Origin of the sequence: Devosia sp. FJ2-5-3, assembly GCF_029201545.1 — a bacterium.
GTDB lineage: Bacteria > Pseudomonadota > Alphaproteobacteria > Rhizobiales > Devosiaceae > Devosia.
In genome coordinates this window covers 3,430,371-3,448,674 of the sequence record NZ_CP104007.1, presented here as the reverse complement: position 1 = coordinate 3,448,674, position 18,304 = coordinate 3,430,371, and the positions used below count along the sequence as shown (strand labels likewise).

Below are 18,304 nucleotides of genomic sequence, written 5' to 3'. Positions count from 1 at the left end.
GCGGGTGCGCGCCTGGTCCTGTCTTGGCGCGATTGTTCGTGAACAGGGTAAATAATCCGTTCTTATGGCGTCAGATTGCGAGTCCGCGCTTTTGCCTGCGGGGGGGCGATGCTAAGAGAACAAGGCCGAATCTTGACGCTTTTGTATTTCTTTCGGGATGCCCATGCAGGCTCTGGTCTACGTTTTTATCGCTCTGGCCGCTGCCGCCCTCGGGGCCGCTGCATATTTTGGCCTGAGCTTTACCCCGGCCAATGCCATCCTGGTCTCCCTGGTCGTCGCCTGCGTCTGCGTCATGATCGTCGAGCGGCAACTGCGTCTGCGCGCCGAACGTCGGCTCGAGCGCGGCATTGAGGATCTCTCACGTCTGCTGGCGACCGATGCCCAGGCCGGTGCCGTTCTGGGCCGCCGCATCAATGCCCTTTCGGAGATGAACCCGGGCCAGCGGCTCGAAACCGTCGAAGCCGACATCTCCGTTCTGGGGACCGTCATTCGCCAGGTGGCCGAGGCCGTCGCCGACATCGAGGACAAGCTGGGCAGTGCCCCCGCGACCTTGCCGCGCACCGGCCAGGCTTTCGAGGCGGCCCGCGCGGTGACCCCGTTCATTCCCGATGATGACAGCGAGCCGGTTATTCCGCCCGAAATGGTCCGCGAGGCCCTGTCCGAGGATCGCCTGGTTTTTCACATCCAGCCCATTGCGCGCCTACCGCAGCGCCGCCCGGCAGGTTACGACCTGCTTCCGCGCCTCGTCATGGAAGACGATGATTTCGCCGATATGTCCGACTTCATGCCACGGCGCGGCAGCGACGATATCAGCGAACGTATCGAAGGCCTCGCGCTCAACGAGGCCGTTGCCATTGCCCGTCGCGCGCGGTCCGGCGGACAGTCGGTCAGCCTTTATGTGCCGCTCAGCCGCGCCACTCTGTCCGACGCAAGCGCCGTCGAGCAATTGATGGCCACGCTGGACGCCAACAAGGCCATCGCTACGGGCCTTGTTTTCGTGATGACCGAGGCCGAGTTCCAGACCCTGGCCCAGACGACGCGTCCCCTCATCGAAGCAATCCTGCGCAAGGGGGCGGGATTTTCGCTCTCCGCGGTCCGCTCGCTGCGGCTCGATTTTGCCGATCTCTCCAATCTCGGTGTCCGCTCGCTCCGCGTCGATGCCACCCGTCTCGTCGATATGACCGAGAGCTACACCGATTTCCATCTTTCGGACATCGCTGCCTATGTGGGCCGCTACGACCTGTCGCTATTGGCTACCAATGTCGAGGGCGAGCGCCAGATCGTCGAATTGCTGGACAACGACATCCTCCTCGTTCAGGGCAATCACATCGCCCCGCCCACCGCCGTGCGCCCCGATCTTTTGCTCGAGCCAATTCGCACCGTGACGGCCCATCCCATCCGGCGCCACGCCGAAGTCTAGGAGCCTGGGCAGGAGGGGCGAGGAGGTTTTTGCTTGATCGCCATGGGCAAACTGGCCCATAGCTCGCCGCGCCCCTTCCTTCCCAGCCTTGGTGTCGTCATGACTTCCCCCCTGCCGATCATCTCCGGTTTGTCCGAACTCTCCAGCGGTTACGACGCAGTCCTGAGCGATGTCTGGGGGGTCATCCACAACGGCGTCTCTGCATTCCCCGAGGCTGTGGACGCGCTGGTCTCCTATCGCAAGGCCGGGGGAAGGGTGGTGCTGATCACCAATGCGCCTCGCCCCTCTCCGCCGATCGTCGCCATGCTCGATCGTCTCGGCGTCCCGCGCGATGCCTATGACGCCATCGTTTCCTCGGGCGATGCCACCCGCGCCATGATCTCGAAATATCGCGGCAAGGCCATCCACCATGTCGGCCCGCCGACCGAGGACGATGCGCTCTACGAGGGTTTTGACCTTCGCCGTACCGGCGCAGAAGAGGCCGAAGTCGTTGTTGTCACCGATCTCGACACCGACGATGACACCCCCGAAATGTACCGCGAACGCGCCAAGCTCTGGCTGCAGCGAAGACTCCCGATGATCTGCGCCAATCCTGATCGGGTCGTCGAACATGGCGACAAGATCATCTATTGCGGCGGCGCGCTCGGCGATCTCTACGCCGCCATGGGCGGCATGGTGCTGATGGCCGGCAAGCCTTATCAGCCAATCTACGAAGAGGCCTACCGCCTAGCCGAAGAAGCCGCGGGCCAAAGCCTCGACAAATCGCGTGTGCTCGCCATCGGCGACAGCGTACGGACGGACGCAACCGGCGCCGCCCAGTTCGGCATCGACATCCTGTTCATCACCGGCTCGATCCATGCCGCGGAACTCGACGCCTTCGGCAAGCCCGACCCGCAGGCCATCGCCGATCTCATCTCCCCCAGCCGTGCGCGCGTCGCCGGATTTCTGCCGCGCCTCACCTGGTAATCTCGCCCTGGCGTCTGGAGCCTGCTGATTTGACCTTCATCCGCCTGTCCAATCTGTCCGATCTGCCTGCCTCCATGCGTGGAGCCTATGTCGCCATCGGCAATTTCGATGGCATGCATCGCGGCCACCAGACCGTTATCGAGACCCTGCGCCAGCGCGCTCAGGCGGCGGGCGTGCCGGCCATCCTCCTGACGTTCGAACCGCATCCGCGCGACGTCTTCGCCCCGGCGCCCCATCTCTTCCGTCTGACCGTGGGCGATGCCAAGGCGCGGCTGGCCGAGGCCCTCGGGCTCGACGGCATCATCATCCTGCCCTTCGACAGGCCCTTCTCCCAGATCGAGGCCGAGGATTTTGTCGGCGACATGCTGGTGCGCGATCTGGGTGTGCGCGGCGTCATCGTGGGCTCCGATTTCCATTTCGGCCGCCAGCGCCGCGGTACGCCCGCGTTTCTGCGCGACGAAGGCGCGCGGCTTGGCTTTGCCGTCGAAACCCTCGATCTCATGGATGAAGGCGACGAGGTCATTTCCTCCTCCCGCATTCGCGCTGCCCTCTCGGAAGGCGCGGTTACGGCTGCGAACCGTCTGCTGGGCTACCACTGGTTTTTTGAGGGCTGCGTGGTCAAGGGCGATCAGCGCGGCCGCGATCTCGGCTATCCCACCGCCAATACGATGACCCCCAATGGTTTCCAGCTTGCCCAGGGCGTCTATGCCGTCCGCGCCCGGCTGGGAACGCGTCTCCTCGATGGTGTCGCCGCCTATGGCAAGCCCATGTTCGACAATCACCGTCCGCCCTTTGAGACTCACCTCTTCGATTTTGACGAAGACATTTACGGCCAGACCCTGCAGGTTGCCCTTGTCGGTCACATCCGCGGCCAGGAAGTGTTCAAGGGCCTCGACGAACTGATCGCCGCCATGGATCGCGACTCGGGCAAGGCACGGGCTCTCATCGCCGAATGCGCCCCCCTCGGCCCCGTCGACGAAAAGCTCGGCTTTTTCGCCTAGGCTGCAGCGCGTCCATCCTCCTTTCTTCCCTTCTCCCCTCGAGGGAGAAGGTGGCTCGCGCAGCGCGCGAGACGGATGAGGGGAGGGCCCTCCGCCGACACGCGCGGCAAATCAACCTTTGCCCCTTGCGTCCTGCCTTGCTAAAAGGCAGCCCGATCTTCCCGAACGAAACGCCGATCCATGACCGATACCGCTTCCAGCGCGACCGAAACCGATTACTCGGCCACGCTTTTCCTGCCGGAAACCGAATTCCCCATGCGCGCGGGCCTGCCCCAGCGCGAGCCCATCTGGCTCCAGCGTTGGGAAGACATGGATATTTACGCCCTCCAGCGCGAGCAGGCCAAGGATCGTCCGCTCTTTACGCTGCATGACGGCCCTCCCTATGCCAATGGCAACATCCATATCGGTCACGCGCTCAACAAGACGCTGAAAGATATCATTTCGCGCTCCATGCAGATGCTGGGGCACAACTCGGCCTATGTGCCGGGCTGGGATTGTCACGGCCTGCCCATCGAATGGAAGATCGAAGAGCAGTACCGCGCCAAGGGGCAGGACAAGAACGAGGTCCCGGTGGTCGAATTCCGCCAGGAATGCCGCACCTTTGCCGAGCAGTGGGTCGATATCCAGCGCGAGGAATTCAAGCGACTCGGCATTCTGGGTGAGTGGGACAATCCCTATCTCACCATGAGCTTTGACGCCGAGGCCCAGATCGCCCGCGAGCTGATGAAGGTCTCGATGACCGGTCAGCTCTATCGTGGTTCCAAGCCCGTCATGTGGTCGGTGGTCGAACGCACCGCGCTGGCCGAGGCCGAGATCGAATATGCCGACTATGAGAGCGACACGATCTGGGTGAAATTCCCGGTGACTTCGCTCCTTGGCAAGGATTTGACCGATGGCGGCCGCCCAGCTCCTCTGTCTGCCAAGGCCCTAGAGGATATCGGGCTGAGCGGCGCTTCGGTGCTGATCTGGACCACGACGCCCTGGACCATCCCCGCCAACCGGGCGATCAGTTTCTCGTCGCGGATCGACTACGGCGTCTATGAGGTCACCTCCGCGCCTGATGGCAATTGGGCGAAGACGGGCGACCGGTACATCATCGCGAGCGCGCTGGCCGCCGACGTCATGGCCAAGGCCAAGGTGACCGGCTACCGTGAAGTCAGCATCCTGCCTAACAATGTTCTGTCGCAGATCACCGCTGCCCACCCTCTGCGCGGCTTCGCCGGCGGCTACACTTTCGACGTGCCGCTCCTCGATGGCGAGCATGTCACCGACGACGCCGGTACCGGTTTCGTCCACACCGCTCCGGGCCACGGCCTTGATGACTTTGGCATCTGGATGGAATCGACCCGCCTCCTGCAGGACCGCGGCATCGATCCGGCCATTCCCTACGCAGTGGGCGACGACGGGTTCTACACCGATCAGGCCCCCGGCTTCGACGGCGCCCGCGTCATCGACGACAACGGCAAGAAGGGCGACGCCAACAATCGCGTCATCGCCGCTCTGGCCGAGGCGGGCAACATCATCGCCCGTGGCCGCGTAAAGCACCAATACCCGCATTCCTGGCGCTCCAAGAAGCCGGTCATCTTCCGCAACACCCCGCAATGGTTCGTCTATATGGACAAGGCCATTGAGGGTGCCGAAGGCGATACGCTGCGCCACCGGGCGCTCAACGCCATCGATGCCACAAAATTCTATCCCGCCGCCGGCCAGAACCGCCTGCGCGCCATGATCGCCGATCGCCCAGACTGGGTGCTGTCCCGCCAGCGCGCCTGGGGCGTGCCGATCACCGTCTTCGTCAATCGCGAAACCGGCGAGATCCTCCGCGACGAAGTGGTCAACGAGCGCATCGCCCAGTCCTTCGAGGAAGAAGGCGCCGACGCCTGGTACAAGGACGGCGCTGCCCAGCGTTATCTCGGCACCGCCTACAAGGCCGACGATTACGAGATGATCCGCGACGTGCTCGACGTCTGGTTCGATTCGGGCTCGACCCATTCCTTCGTGCTGCGCAACAAGCAGAAATGGCCGCATCTGAAATTCCCGGCCTCGATGTATCTCGAAGGCTCGGACCAGCACCGCGGCTGGTTCCATTCGTCCCTGCTCGAAAGCTGTGCCACCAACGGTCATGCGCCCTATGACAGCGTCCTCACCCATGGCTTCACCATGGATGGCGAAGGCCGCAAGATGAGCAAGTCCCTGGGCAATACCGTTGCCCCGCAGGACATCATCAAGCAGTTCGGCGCCGACATCCTGCGTCTCTGGGTGGCCTCGTCCGACTATTCGGAAGACCTGCGCCTCGGCAAGGAAATCATCCAGACCACGGTCGACAGCTATCGCAAGCTGCGCAACACGCTGCGCTGGCTGCTGGGCAATCTCGCCCACTTCAAGGCCGAGGACGTCGTCGACCCGCGCGACATGCCCGAACTCGAGCGGCTGATGCTGCATCGCCTCGCCCAGCTCGATGCCGGCGTTCGGACCGCGTATAAGGAATATGACTTCCGCAAGGTCGTCACGCTCCTCACCAACTTCATGAACATCGAGCTCTCGGCGTTCTATTTCGACATCCGCAAGGATGCGCTTTATTGCGACCCGATCTCCTCGATCAAGCGTCGTTCGGCGCTGACCGTGCTCGATCACCTCTTCAACGCGCTCACTGCGTGGCTCGCACCCATCCTCGTCTTCACCATGGAAGAATGCTGGCTGGAGCGTCACCCGGGCGACGCGTCCTCGGTGCATCTGCGCCTCTTCCCGGAAATCCCGGACGAGTGGATCGACGAGGACTTGGCCAGCAAGTGGCAGCTCATCCGCTCGGTGCGCCGCGTCGTCACCGGCGCGCTCGAAATCGAGCGCCGTGAAAAGCGCATCGGCTCCTCTCTCGAGGCCGCTCCGACCGTCTTTGTCTCCGACGCCCGCTATATCGTGGCGCTCGAAGGCCAGGATCTCGCCGAGATCGCCATCACCTCGGCAATTTCGATCAAGCAGAACGAAGGCTCGCTCGAGGCCTTCCGCCTCGACGACGTGCCCGGCATCTCCGTCGTTCCGGCTCTTGCCGAAGGCAAACGCTGCGCCCGCTCCTGGAAGGTTCTTCCCGAAGTTGGCAGCGATCCGGAATACCCGGACGTCACACCGCGCGACGCCCAGGCCCTGCGCGAACGCGCCGCCGCAGGTCTCTAGTTCGAGAAGCCATGCGGTTAACGCCCGCATGGCGCGCCCGGAGTTTCGGCTCCTTCCCCTCTCCCCTTGCGGGAGAGGGTGCCCGAAGGGCGGGTGAGGGGTATTTCCCGACACCACGACCCCTCATCCGGCGCTATGCGCCACCTTCTCCCTCAAGGGGAGAAGGGAAACGGAGAGATCGATGCAGTCCCGCGCCTCTTCCCTCTACACCTCCCTCGTTGCCGCAATCCTCGCCTTCGGCATTGATCGCGCGCAAAAAGCCTATCACGTGGCCGAAGAGTGCATCGGCTTCGCCCAGGCCAAGTGCATCGACATTTTCGCCAACTACATCCCCTTCACCATGCAGGGGTGGCGCGGCGGCGAGATCGTCCCGGTCACCCCGTTCTTCGACTACGTGCTCGTCTGGAATACCGGCATTTCCTATGGTCTGCTCGATGGCCTGCCCACCTGGGTGCTTGGCGCCATCATGCTGGTGGCCATTGCCGCGCTTTCGGTCTGGTGGGTCCGCGCCCGTGAGCCCTTGGTGCGCCTCGGTCTCGCGCTCTGCATCGGCGGCGCGCTCTCCAACGCGCTCGATCGACTAATTTATGGTGGCGTGGCCGATTTCTTCCACTTCCATTGGGGAAGCTGGTCGTTCTACATTTTCAACATCGCCGATATGGCGATCACGCTAGGCGTCATACTGCTTCTGGTCGACCTGCTCGGCTTCACGCGCAAGCCTGCGGATCGCCCGGTCTGACGATACAAATCATTGTGCTGCCAAAATCTGGTCTTAGGGCCGGGAATGCGCTATAAGCGCCGCCAGGATCGTAAGGGATGTTACATGCGTATTGGATTGACAGGCCGACAGAGCCGAGTTTCCGTCGCCGCGCGCGCAGGTATGATGGCCGTAGCGCTGCTGGCGACATTGGCCCTCGGCGCCTGCACCACGGTTGAAGGCACCAATGCCCTGACCGATTTCGGCACCTTCGAACGCGATGTGATGAACACCACGGCGCGCGGCATCGGGCTCATCCCCGGCGAGGCGCCCAAGGCCGATCTTACCCAGGCGCGCGCGCCGCTGGCCCTGCCACGCTCGGGCAATGAGCTGCCGGTCCCGGCCAGCCAGTCCGCCGCAGCGCAGCTTCCTGCGGACAGCAATACCGTCAAGATCGACACCTCCAGTCTCAGCGAAGCCGATCTGGCCCGCCTGCGCAATGCGCGCGTGGTCGATCTGCGCTCGCTTTCCGGCCGCCCGCTGACCGCCGAGGAATCGCGTGCGCTGACCGCCCGCATGACCGCGTCGGGCATGCAGGTCACCGCTTCGGGTAGCCGTCCGCTCTATTTGCCGCCCGATGAATATTTCACCCGCGTCGGCGATGCCAACCTCGTCTGCCGCGCCGCCACTGGCGAACTCGTGCCTCTGGCCGATGCGCGCTGTCCCGAGGAAGTCCGCAAGGCCTTTGGCCCACGCGGTCCGCAGGCGGGCGGTGCGCTCGGCACTGCTGGCGCACGCCTCACCAAATCGGATATCGGCCAGCAATAATCGTCTGGTCTAATACGATCCAAAAAATGCGGCGGCCGGAATTGTCCGGCCGCTTTCGCTTTCCCCGCGCCGCCCATTCATGGGTCCCGCATGTCATGGAAGTCCTGTTCGCATGAGCGAAACTGAAAAACCCGAAACCGCTGACCGTCTTGCCAAGGTCATGGCCCGCGCCGGCCTCTGCTCCCGCCGCGACGCAGAAGCCTGGATCACCGCCGGTCGCGTGATCGTCAACGGCAAGAAAGTGCTGACCCCGGCATTCAACGTCACCAGCCGCGACAAGATCGTCGTTGATGGAGAACAGCTTGCCGCTCGCCAGGGCACGCGCATCTGGCTCTACCACAAGCCTGCGGGCCTGGTCGTCACCGAGAAGGACCCCGAGGGTCGCAAGACGATTTTCGAAGCCCTGCTCGAAGAGGGGCTTCCCCGCGTCGTCACCGTCGGCCGTCTCGACATCAACACCGAAGGGCTCTTGCTCCTCACCAATGATGGCGGCCTCAAGCGCGTGCTCGAGCTGCCCTCCACCGGCTGGCTGCGCCGCTATCGCGTCCGCGCCTATGGTCACGTCACCCAGGCCCAGCTCGATGCCCTCAAGGATGGCATCGAAGTTGAAGGCATCACCTATGGCCCGATCGAGGCCACGCTCGAACGTTCCCAGGGCAGCAATGTCTGGCTGCTGCTCGGCCTGCGCGAAGGCAAGAACCGCGAAGTCAAGAACGTGCTCGGCGCGCTCGGCCTCGAGGTGAACCGCCTTATCCGCGTGTCCTATGGTCCGTTCCAGCTCGGCGACCTTGCAGAAGGCGCCGTCGAGATGGTTCGCGCCAAGATGCTGAAAGATCAGCTCGGCAAGAAACTGGCCGAAGCGGCCGGCGTTGATTTCGACAGCGAAATGCCCGATACGGCGCCGCCGCCACCGCGCGAAGATTTCCGTTCCGCCCGTGGCGGTCGCGATGCGCCGCGTACCGGTCGCCCGCGTCGCGTCCACTTCGAGGAAGACGGCCGTGCGCCCGAGGAATACGAACCCAAGGGTGCGGGCAAGCCGCGCCGTGACCGTGACGACCAGCCCATCAGCACCTACGGCAAGCCCGCGCCCCGTCCGCCTCGCGACGCCGCCGCGCCGGACCGGAAGTCCTTTGGCGACAAGAAGCCTTACGGCGATAAGAAATCCTTTGGCGACAAGAAGTCCTACGGCGATAAGAAGTCGTATGGCGATAAGAAGCCATATGGTGACAAACCCTTTGGCGAGCGCAAATCCTTCGGCGACCGCCCGCAGCGTGGCCCGCGTCCCGATGGTGACCGTCCGGCACGCAGCTTCGAAGGTCGTCCGTCCCGCGATGGTGGCGATCGTCCGGCCCGTAGCGGCTTCGGTGATCGTCCGCAGCGCAGCTTTGAGGCTCGTCCGTCTCGCGATGGCGGCGATCGTCCTGCCCGCGGCGGTTTCGGTGACCGCCCGGCCCGGGGTGGCTTTTCTGACCGTCCTTCCAATGGCCCGCGTGGCGAGCGTCCGCAGCGCTCCTTTGATGACAATCGCGGCCCCCGCCGTGACGATCGTCCGGGGCAGGGCAGGCCGTCGGCAGGGGGGCGTCCCGGTGCCGACCGCAAGCCGTTCGCCGGCAAGCCGGGTGGCGGTCGTCCGTTCGAGGGCAAGCCACGTGGCGACAAGTCCTTTGGCGACAAGCCCTTCGGTGCCCGTCCGTCGGGTGGTCCACGCCCCTCCGGTGCCGGTCGCCCTGCAGGCGGCACTCGTCCGTTCGATGGTGGCCGTCCCGCGACGGGCGGGCGTCCGTCCGGTGGCGGGCGTCCCTTTGATGGCGGCAATCGCCCGTCGGGCGGTGGTCGCCCCGCCGGTGGTGGTGGTCGTCCCTCCGGTGGTGGTCGCCCCTCGAGTGGCGGTGGTCGTCCGCAAGGCGGTGCTCGTCCCACGGGCGGCCCACGTCCCACGGGCGGTGCTCGTCCTTCGGGCGGTGCCCGTCCCACGGGTCCGCGCAAGCCGCGGGGCTAGGCCATGCGCATAGTTGCCGGTAAATTCCGCGGCAAGCAGCTGATCTCGCCGTCGGACGATTCCATTCGTCCCACGGCGGATCGGGTGCGCGAGAGCATGTTCAACATTCTGGGCTCCCGGCTCGGCCCGGTGCTCGAGGGCAAGCGGGTGCTCGACCTCTTTGCGGGCACTGGCGCCCTGGGCTTTGAAGCACTTTCGCGCGGTGCGGCCCATGTCACCTTCGTCGATATCGGCGCCGAGGCCCGCGGCATCATCCGTGACCACATCCAGGCTTTTGGCGTTGCGGGTATCACCAAGCTTTTGCGCCGCGACGCGACGGGGCTTGGTGCACCTGGCACCTTTGGCGAGTTCGATCTCGTTTTCCTCGATCCACCCTATGGTCAGCAACTCGGCGAAAAAGCCCTTGTCGAGCTCGCTGCCAATGGCTGGCTCAAGCCCGGCGCCACGCTGGTCTGGGAAGAATCCGCCGATGCTCCGGTGACCGTGCCGGATGGCTTCACGCTTGAGGACACGCGCGAATATGGCGCTGCCGCAGTCCGGTTCCTGAGTTTTGAGGTCGCCCCGGTGAACCTTTAGCGCTGCTGGCACTTTGTCCTCCCATATCCAGGGGAGGACAATCGACATGCCAGAAGAGACAAGATCCGGCGGTTGCCTATGCGGCGCCGTGCGCTATCAGGTGCGCGGCGCGCCTTTCAAATCCGGCCTCTGCCATTGCGCCGATTGCCGCAAGATCACTGGCTCATCCTTCCTCGCCTTCGCCGATTGGCGCCCGGGCCAGTTCGCCCAAACGGGCGAATATTCGACCTATGACGGCCGGTGCTTCTGCCCGCGCTGCGGTTCGCGCGTCTTCAGCTTCGGCGAAGACCAGGTCGAGATCTATCTCGGCAGTCTCGACGATGCGCCCACCGACATTGTTCCGCAATTCGAGGGCTGGTGCATAAGGCGCGAGCCATGGCTGCCCATCCTTCCTGGCATGCCCATGTATCCCCGCGATCCGTAAAACCTTACGCGGCCTGCTTGCACTCGGCGCAGCGGCCGCGGATTTCCATCGTCGTGCGTTCGACGAGAAAACCGGTGCCGTTCGCCCATTCGCCCAGCCGCCCTTCGATGATTGGATCGGCAAATTCGTCGACCTTTCCGCAGCCGCTGCAGATGGCGAAGGCGATCAGCCCCTTGCGGTGACAATGTTCATCGGCGCAGGCCACGAAGGCATTGATCGATTCCAGCCGATGGGCGAGACCGCGATCGACCAGCTTGTCGAGCGCTCGATAGACCTGCAGCGGCGCTCGCAATCCGTCTTCCCGCAGCCGATCGAGAATGTCATAGGCGCTCAGCGGCCCGTTGGAGCGGTTGAGCGTGCCCAGCACCAGTTCCTGGTTGCGCGTCAGATCGGTCGGCATCTCGTGGCTATGCGCCATGGCGTTCCCTCCTGCCAAAGAGACGATCGACAGGGACCGTCAGGGAAACAAGAAAAATCAGCAAGGCCGCGACCACGATCGAGGGCCCGGAGGCGCTGTCCCAGGTGCGCGAGCCGAAGAGCCCGGCCACCACAGCGGCCACGCCCAGCACGGCCGCCACGATCGCCATCATTTCCGGCGTGGTGCTCAGCCGGCGCGCTGTCGCAGCGGGAATGATCAGCAGCGACGTGATCAGCATAACGCCCACGAGCTTCATGGCAATGGCGATGACACTTGCCATCAGCAGCATCAGGATGATGCGGCTGACATCGGGGCGCAGGCCTTCGGCTTCGGCCAGTTCGGGGCTCACCGTCGCCGCCAGCAGGGGCCGCCAGTTGAGCCACAGCATGGCCAATATCGCCGCGCCGCCACCATAGATTATGGCGATGTCCTCCACGGACACGGCCAGGATGTCACCGAAGAGGAACCCCATCAGATCGATGCGCACGCTGGTCAAAAGTCCCACCAGCACCAGCCCCACAGCCAGCGAGGAATGGCTCAGAATGCCCAGCAGCGCGTCGGTCGAGAGATTGTTCTGCCGCTGCAGCAGCAGCAGCGCGCCGGCCACCATCGCTGCTACGGCAAACACCCCCAGCGTCATGTTGATCGATAGGAGGATCGAAATGGCCACGCCCAGCAGCGCCGAATGGGCCATCGTGTCCCCGAAATAGGCCATGCGCCGCCAGATGACGAAGCAGCCGAGCGGCCCCGTCACCGTCGCCAGCCCCACGCCCGCAATCAGCGCCCGCGAAAAGAAATCACCGAACATGGGATACCCCCTCCCGAGCTGCGCTAAGCCTGCGGCTAAGCTCCGCTTGCCCTCCCCTCAAGGGGGAGGGTGATTTGGTGGATACGGCACGACCTTGCCACGAACTGGCGCTCACCCTCCCCCTTGAGGGGAGGGTAGCAAAGCTAGGCCCTTTGGGCCTTAGCGACGCTCGGGAGGGGGTAATCACGTCACTTGGCATGGCTGTGCCCCTCATGCTCATGATGATGGTGCGCATGCTCATGCCCCACCTCGGCCCCCACCACGCATCCGTCGTCGTGATGCTCATGGTCGTGGTGATGTTCGTAAATCGCCAGTGCCGACGCCGCGCGTGCCCCGAAGAGCCGCAGATAGGCCGGATCCCGCTTGACCGTGCTGGGGGTTCCCCGGCAGCACACATGGCCATTGAGGCAGATCACAGTGTCGGTTTCCGCCATCACCACATGCAGATCATGGCTGATCATCAATATCCCCGCGCCCGTCGTGTCGCGGATTTCGCGGATCAGCTGATAGAGCGCCACTTCACCGGAAAAATCGACGCCCTGCACCGGCTCGTCCAGCACCAGCAAATCCGGCTTGCGGATCATCGCCCGGGCGAAGAGGACGCGCTGGAATTCTCCTCCCGAAAGCTCCTGCACCGCCGCCTTGCGCAGCCGCCTTGCCCCGACCGCCTCGAGCGCCGCCTCGATGGCGTCCTGGCCGAATGTCCCGGTCAGCGTCATCAGCCGCTCGACGGTCAGCGGAAGCGTCCAGTCGATGGCCAGCTTTTGCGGCACATATCCGATGGTGAGCCCGGCCTTGCGCTCGACCTTGCCCATGCTCGGCCGCAGCACACCCGTCACCATCTTGGCGGTCGTCGACTTCCCCGAGCCGTTGGGCCCGATCAGCGTCACGATCTCGCCACGCGCGATGGAAAGATCAACCCCTTCCACGAGCACGCGCCCGCCGCTGCGCACGCCGGCACCGCGGAGGGAGATCAGGGTTTCGCGCTGCGCAACTGCGTTCATCTTGCCTCGGTCGGTCTGCGTTGCCATCCGCGTCCGCGCTCCGGTGAGAGCGCAAGGGGCAGGGGGCAGCCGCCAGAATTGGTGAGGATCCAGGCAAATGCAGCACGCGCATTTTTTGCCGGAGCCTCTCTTGACGCTCGTAAATACGTTATAGCATAACACCGCGGCAAGCGTAATAACATAACATATCACATCATCCTTAAGAGGCCAGACGATGCACAAGACCGCCTTTCCCCTCGCCGCCGCCGCGATTCTGCTGCTGAGCAGCACGACATTGGCGGCTCCCAGCGTGGTCGCATCGACCAAGCCGGTCCATTCCCTCGTCGCCTCCGTCATGGGGGACGCGGGCACCCCCACCCTGCTGGTCAAAGGCTCGGCTTCTCCCCACGACTATGCCCTGCGCCCCTCCGATGCCGCCGCGCTGGAGAGTGCCGATCTTGTGTTCTGGACCGGGCCTGGCTTCGAGATGTTCCTGTCTGACGCGCTCAAGACCCTTTCCACCGGGGCCGAGATCGTGACGCTCTCTGAAACCGAGGGCCTGTCGCTCTTGCCCATGCGTGAAGGCGGAGCCTTCGAAGCGCACGCCCATGATCACGAGGCCCACGATCACAGCGATGATCATCGCCACGAGGGGGCCCACGACCATGAAGATCATGAAGATCATGATCACGCCCACGAGCACGAGCACGCCCACGAGCACCATGCTCCAGAGGGCCAAGCCGATATGCATTTCTGGCTTGATCCGGAAAATGCGGTCCTCATGGTCTCCCGCATCGAGCAAGTCCTGGTCGCAGCCGACCCCGAAAACGCTGCTGCCTACGCCGCCAATGCCGAGACGACGCGCGCCGACCTCTCAGCCCTCGAGGCCGAGATCGCTGCAATCCTCGATCCGGTAGGTACCAAACCCTTCATCGTCTTCCACGACGCCTACCAATATTTCGAGGCGCGCTTCGGCCTGAGCCTGGCCGGCACGGTCACCGTCTCACCTGAGGCCATGCCCGGCGCCAGCCGCATCGACGAATTGCGCGCCAAGGTTTCCGAACTCGGCGCCACCTGCGTCTTTGCCGAGCCAAATTTCCAGCCGGCCATCGTCAACACCATCGTCGAGGGGACTGACGCACGGGTCGGCACGCTCGACCCCGAGGCGAGCGCCCTCAGCGAAGGTCCCGGCCTCTACGCCGAGCTCCTCCGCGGCCTCGCCACCAGCATAGCCGAGTGCCTCAACTAATCAGGCCGGGGAACGGGGTCGCTACTTCAGCGGCCCCTTGAAAATGAAGAAGGCGCCAAGCGCGATCAGCCCGAACCCGATCCCGTGGTTCCACGTCAGTTTTTCGCCGAGATAGAACACCGCAAAGAGCACGAAGACCGAGAGGGAAATCACCTCCTGGATGGTCTTGAGCTCTGCCCCCGAATAGACGCCATAGCCGATCCGGTTGGCCGGCACCGCCAGCCAATATTCGAAAAACGCAATGCCCCAGCTGATCAGCACCACCACCCACAGCGTCGCGCCGGGGAATTTGAGGTGCCCATACCAGGCAAAGGTCATGAACAGATTGGACGCAATCAGCAGCCCGATCGGGGCCAGCGTGGCAATATTGAAGCCCAAGGCTTCCTCCTCAAGACGAGACAGCCTGCTTTAGCTGCGAAGTTCAATCGGCGGAAGTGGGTGCTTTCTGCTCAGCGCGCCTTGGTTGGCTGCTCGAGCGAAAAGATATCGTCGCTGACGTCGTCGATCTTCTTGCGCACCAGTGCCTGCGCGTCGTGCAGGCCGCGATTGTAGTAATAAGCGCCCATCTTGTCGGCGAAGAACTGCATCAGCATCTCGGCGGGAATGGCGCCGATCGACTGGTCGAGCTCGACACGAAAATAGTCCTGGATTTCGGCGACGATGGCCTTGGTTTCGTCGCGGTCGAATTTGATCGGCTTCATCGCAAAATCCTTCTTTTCAGCCAGCCTTTCATACGCTGAGTCGGAGATTGCGGGCCGTCTTTGCTTGCGACACAATGGCCGCATCCAGGGGGAGATTGATCATTATGCCTGTCCGCATCGGACTTTTGGCGCTGAGCGCCGTTCTCATTGCCGTCCTGCCCTCTGCCGCCAAGGACAAGGTAGAATCCGCTCCGGCCGAGCAATTCCTCTGCGAAGGCCTTTTTGGTGCCGACACCACCGAGGCGCGTCTCCGCGCGCATTTTGGCGCCGACAATGTGGTCACCGGCACCATCTATGGCCCGGAAGGCATTGAGATGCTCGGCACGACCATTTATCCCGACGACCCCGCGCGCAAGATGGAAATCCTATGGGCCGATGAGGAAAACCTCGCTTTTCCCAACAACATCGACCTTTCGCCCAGCCACATCGCTCCGGGCGGGGTTCAGGTGGGCATGAGCATAGACGACGTGGAAGCTCTCAATGGCCAGTCGTTCAAGCTGGGCGGCTTCTGGTGGGATTATGGCGGCTATGCCTGGATCGAAGCCGGCAATCTCCTTGAGCGGGATCCCCTTTGCCATGTCAGCTATCGCTTCTCGCCCGCCGATGACTATCCCGAAACCATCGACACCACTTCGGTTGCAGGTGACACCACCCTTGATTCCGACCTGCCGCTGCTCGACGAGATCGGCACGCGCGTCACCAATGTCAGCGTCGGTTATCCCTGGCCCGATCACATAGCCCTGCCTGAATATTGACCCCGCGCCCTCCAAGGGCGTACAGGTGATCCCGTGACGGTTCCCCGCGTGCAAGGGCACAAGGGGATCAAAAGGGAACACGGTGCGGCGTACCCATAAGGGACCAATTCCGTGGCTGCCCCCGCAACTGTAAGCGGTGCGCCCCCTCATTTCGCCACTGGTGCCCGCGGGCACCGGGAAGGCGAGGGGGCTTTATCCACCGCCAGCCAGGAGACCTGCCGACACACGCCGATCAATCCTGCGCACGGAGGGTGCCTGCATGACCACGACCACTGTTTCCTCTTCCCCGTCTTCTCTCTCGCTGTCCCAGCGCCTCATGGCCGGGCTTCTCGCCCTGTTCCTGGGTATGACGCTCCTGGTTGGCACCGGCTTTGCCGGCGATTATCGCCTGCACAATGGTGCTCACGACACGCGTCACGCCATGGGCTTCCCCTGCCACTAAGGCGGGCGCTACCAAGCTTCAGAGAGAAAAAATGTTCCGCAATCTGTTTTTCGCTGCGCTTGTCGCAGCGCTTTGTGCTGGCCTCGTCACGTCCGCATTCCAGGCCTGGCGCGTCACCCCGCTGATCTTTGCCGCCGAGGCGTTCGAGGGCGGCGAAGTAGATCATCATCACGAGGAAGAGGCCGGCGACGCGACCGCAGCAGCTGTTCCGGCCCATTCACACGACGAAGATGAGTGGATGCCCCAGGACGGCTTCGAGCGCACCGCCTATACTGTCCTCGCCAATTTCCTCATGGCCGCCGGCTATGCGCTGATCATCGGCGCGGTTTCGGTCGTCTTCAACCTGCCCATCACATTCGCCAATGGCGTCCTCTGGGGGCTGGGTGGCTTTGCCGCCTTTACCCTCGCGCCCGCTCTCGGCCTGCCGCCCGGCATGCCGGGCATGCCCGTTGCCGACACGCTTGCCCGTCAGCTCTGGTGGGCCGGCGCGGCCATCTCGACCGGCGCGGCGCTGGTGCTTGCGGCAAAAATCCGCGCGCCCTGGGCGCTGGCCGTCGCAGTCGCGCTGATCATCCTGCCCCATCTCATTCAGGCGCCGGTCGCGCCCGATGAGCCCACGAGCGTTCCCCCGCGCATGACGGCCGAATTCGTCTCCGCCGTCATCTTCAACGGCGCCCTGTTCTGGGTGGCCCTCGGCCTCGCCTTCGGCCGCATCAATGATTATCTCGCCGCTCGCGTCGGCGTTCGCACTGGAGCCCTCGCATGACCACCAAGATCCCCACCACTGTCATTACCGGCTTTCTCGGTGCCGGCAAGACCACGCTTGTGCGCCACATGCTGGCCCATGCCCCCAAGGGCAAGCGCATCGCGCTGATCATCAATGAGTTCGGCGATCTCGGTGTCGACAAGGATATCCTCGCCGGTTGCGGCGACGAGACCTGCCGCGAAGAGGATATGGTCGAGCTTTCCAACGGCTGCATCTGCTGCACCGTGGCCGATGAGTTCATTCCCACCATGCAGGCCCTCCTGGCCCGCCCCGACAAGTTCGATCACATCATCATCGAAACCTCGGGCCTCGCTCTGCCGCAGCCGCTGATCCGCGCCTTCAACTGGCCCGAGATCAAGGCCCAGGTCACCATTGATGGCGTCGTCACCGTCGCCGACGCGGCCGCGCTTGCCGAGGGCCGTTTCGCCTCCGACGAAGCCGCCGTCGATGCCCAGCGCCGCCAGGACGAAATGCTCGATCACGAAACCCCGCTGGGCGAACTCTTCGAAGATCAGCTCTCGGCCGCCGACATGATCATCATCAACAAGACTGATCTTGTTGATCCCGCAATGCTCGAAAAGGTGGAAGCCAATATCCGCGCCGAGCTGCGCCCCGGCGTCGGTATCGTCCGCGCCGCCAATGGCCATGTCGACATCACCGCGCTGCTCGGCATGGGCATGGGCTCGGAAGACGACATCGCCAACCGCCCCAGCCATCACGAGCTTGAGCACGGCGGGGAGACCCACGAGCACGACGATTTCGACAGCTTCTCGATCCACCTGCCCGCCATCGAGGGCAAGGACCAGCTGCTCGCCATCATCGCCGACACGATCAAGGCCCACGATGTGCTGCGCCTCAAAGGCTTTGCCGCTGTTCCCGGCGCCGCCGCGCGTCTGGCCATCCAGGCCGTCGGCCCCCGCGTTACGGCCTATTTCGACCGCCCGTGGAAGGCTGACGAAACCCGCCAGACCAGCCTCGTCGTCATCGGCGAAAGCCCGCTCGATCGCGCCGCGATCACCCAGAGCCTCCAGCGCGCCGCCGCTCTCGCGGCCTAGTCACGGACGCTCATGTTCATCGTCTCCCTCCCCCTAGTGGGGAGG

General features: G+C 63.8%; 19 protein-coding genes and 1 riboswitch. Of the genes, 14 read left to right on the top strand and 5 right to left on the bottom strand.

Annotation, left to right across the window (positions count from 1 at the left end; all coding sequences use genetic code 11):
• Window positions 1–163 precede the first annotated feature (163 nt).
• From N0P34_RS16605 to N0P34_RS16565, 9 genes are all read left to right on the top strand, one after another.
• On the top strand, window positions 164–1,420 hold the full coding sequence (locus tag N0P34_RS16605; protein WP_275604333.1) for an EAL domain-containing protein: 1,257 nt from the start codon (window positions 164–166) through the stop codon (window positions 1,418–1,420).
• A 42-nt stretch (window positions 1,421–1,462) separates the two neighbouring features.
• Entirely contained in the window at window positions 1,463–2,386 is a 924-nt protein-coding gene (locus N0P34_RS16600) for a TIGR01459 family HAD-type hydrolase (RefSeq protein WP_275607009.1), read from the top strand.
• A gap of 29 nt (window positions 2,387–2,415) precedes the next feature.
• On the top strand, window positions 2,416–3,387 hold the full coding sequence (locus N0P34_RS16595) for a bifunctional riboflavin kinase/FAD synthetase (RefSeq protein ID WP_275604332.1): 972 nt from the start codon (window positions 2,416–2,418) through the stop codon (window positions 3,385–3,387).
• Between the two features lie 180 nt (window positions 3,388–3,567).
• Complete coding sequence (gene ileS, locus N0P34_RS16590) at window positions 3,568–6,558, top strand: isoleucine--tRNA ligase (RefSeq protein WP_275604331.1); 2,991 nt, start codon at window positions 3,568–3,570, stop codon at window positions 6,556–6,558.
• A 181-nt stretch (window positions 6,559–6,739) separates the two neighbouring features.
• A complete protein-coding gene (gene lspA, locus N0P34_RS16585; RefSeq protein ID WP_275604330.1) occupies window positions 6,740–7,297 on the top strand; it encodes a signal peptidase II in 558 nt (185 codons plus the stop codon).
• Window positions 7,298–7,381: 84 nt separating this feature from the next.
• Window positions 7,382–8,083, top strand: coding sequence for a hypothetical protein (locus tag N0P34_RS16580; RefSeq protein ID WP_275604329.1), 702 nt, complete (start codon window positions 7,382–7,384; stop codon window positions 8,081–8,083).
• A 112-nt stretch (window positions 8,084–8,195) separates the two neighbouring features.
• Window positions 8,196–10,082: a pseudouridine synthase gene (locus tag N0P34_RS16575; RefSeq protein WP_275604328.1), complete on the top strand. Its 1,887-nt coding sequence runs from the start codon at window positions 8,196–8,198 to the stop codon at window positions 10,080–10,082.
• 3 nt (window positions 10,083–10,085) lie between these two features.
• On the top strand, window positions 10,086–10,658 hold the full coding sequence (gene rsmD / locus N0P34_RS16570; RefSeq protein ID WP_275604327.1) for a 16S rRNA (guanine(966)-N(2))-methyltransferase RsmD: 573 nt from the start codon (window positions 10,086–10,088) through the stop codon (window positions 10,656–10,658).
• 46 nt (window positions 10,659–10,704) lie between these two features.
• Complete coding sequence (locus N0P34_RS16565; RefSeq protein WP_275604326.1) at window positions 10,705–11,082, top strand: GFA family protein; 378 nt, start codon at window positions 10,705–10,707, stop codon at window positions 11,080–11,082.
• Window positions 11,083–11,086: 4 nt separating this feature from the next.
• On the opposite strand, the gene N0P34_RS16560 is transcribed toward N0P34_RS16565, so the two are convergent.
• The 3 genes from N0P34_RS16560 to N0P34_RS16550 form a co-directional block, all read right to left on the bottom strand.
• On the bottom strand, window positions 11,087–11,500 hold the full coding sequence (locus tag N0P34_RS16560; RefSeq protein WP_275604325.1) for a Fur family transcriptional regulator: 414 nt from the start codon (window positions 11,498–11,500) through the stop codon (window positions 11,087–11,089).
• Window positions 11,490–12,308, bottom strand: coding sequence for a metal ABC transporter permease (locus N0P34_RS16555; protein WP_275604324.1), 819 nt, complete (start codon window positions 12,306–12,308; stop codon window positions 11,490–11,492). The genes N0P34_RS16560 and N0P34_RS16555 overlap by 11 nt, the downstream gene beginning before the upstream one ends.
• Window positions 12,309–12,496: 188 nt before the next feature.
• On the bottom strand, window positions 12,497–13,312 hold the full coding sequence (locus N0P34_RS16550) for a metal ABC transporter ATP-binding protein (RefSeq protein ID WP_275607008.1): 816 nt from the start codon (window positions 13,310–13,312) through the stop codon (window positions 12,497–12,499).
• Window positions 13,313–13,526: 214 nt separating this feature from the next.
• Between N0P34_RS16550 and N0P34_RS16545 the strand changes: the two genes are divergently transcribed.
• Window positions 13,527–14,540 (top strand): zinc ABC transporter substrate-binding protein, encoded by a 1,014-nt coding sequence (locus N0P34_RS16545; RefSeq protein WP_275604323.1) that lies wholly within the window; start codon window positions 13,527–13,529, stop codon window positions 14,538–14,540.
• Window positions 14,541–14,561: 21 nt separating this feature from the next.
• Here the strand turns inward: N0P34_RS16545 and N0P34_RS16540 are convergent, their stop codons facing one another.
• Window positions 14,562–14,918, bottom strand: a complete 357-nt coding sequence (locus tag N0P34_RS16540) for a DMT family protein (RefSeq protein WP_275604322.1) — start codon at window positions 14,916–14,918, stop codon at window positions 14,562–14,564.
• Window positions 14,919–14,989: 71 nt separating this feature from the next.
• Window positions 14,990–15,241 (bottom strand): DUF2164 domain-containing protein, encoded by a 252-nt coding sequence (locus N0P34_RS16535; RefSeq protein WP_275604321.1) that lies wholly within the window; start codon window positions 15,239–15,241, stop codon window positions 14,990–14,992.
• A 104-nt stretch (window positions 15,242–15,345) separates the two neighbouring features.
• Between N0P34_RS16535 and N0P34_RS16530 the strand changes: the two genes are divergently transcribed.
• From N0P34_RS16530 to cobW, 4 genes are all read left to right on the top strand, one after another.
• Window positions 15,346–15,996, top strand: coding sequence for a hypothetical protein (locus N0P34_RS16530; protein ID WP_275604320.1), 651 nt, complete (start codon window positions 15,346–15,348; stop codon window positions 15,994–15,996).
• Window positions 15,997–16,016: 20 nt separating this feature from the next.
• Window positions 16,017–16,234: riboswitch (cobalamin riboswitch) on the top strand.
• Between the two features lie 21 nt (window positions 16,235–16,255).
• Window positions 16,256–16,438 (top strand): CbtB-domain containing protein, encoded by a 183-nt coding sequence (locus N0P34_RS16525; protein WP_275604319.1) that lies wholly within the window; start codon window positions 16,256–16,258, stop codon window positions 16,436–16,438.
• 31 nt (window positions 16,439–16,469) lie between these two features.
• Window positions 16,470–17,204 (top strand): CbtA family protein, encoded by a 735-nt coding sequence (locus N0P34_RS16520; protein ID WP_275604318.1) that lies wholly within the window; start codon window positions 16,470–16,472, stop codon window positions 17,202–17,204.
• Complete coding sequence (gene cobW / locus N0P34_RS16515; RefSeq protein ID WP_275604317.1) at window positions 17,201–18,259, top strand: cobalamin biosynthesis protein CobW; 1,059 nt, start codon at window positions 17,201–17,203, stop codon at window positions 18,257–18,259. Before N0P34_RS16520 ends, cobW begins: the two co-directional genes overlap by 4 nt.
• Window positions 18,260–18,304 lie beyond the last annotated feature (45 nt).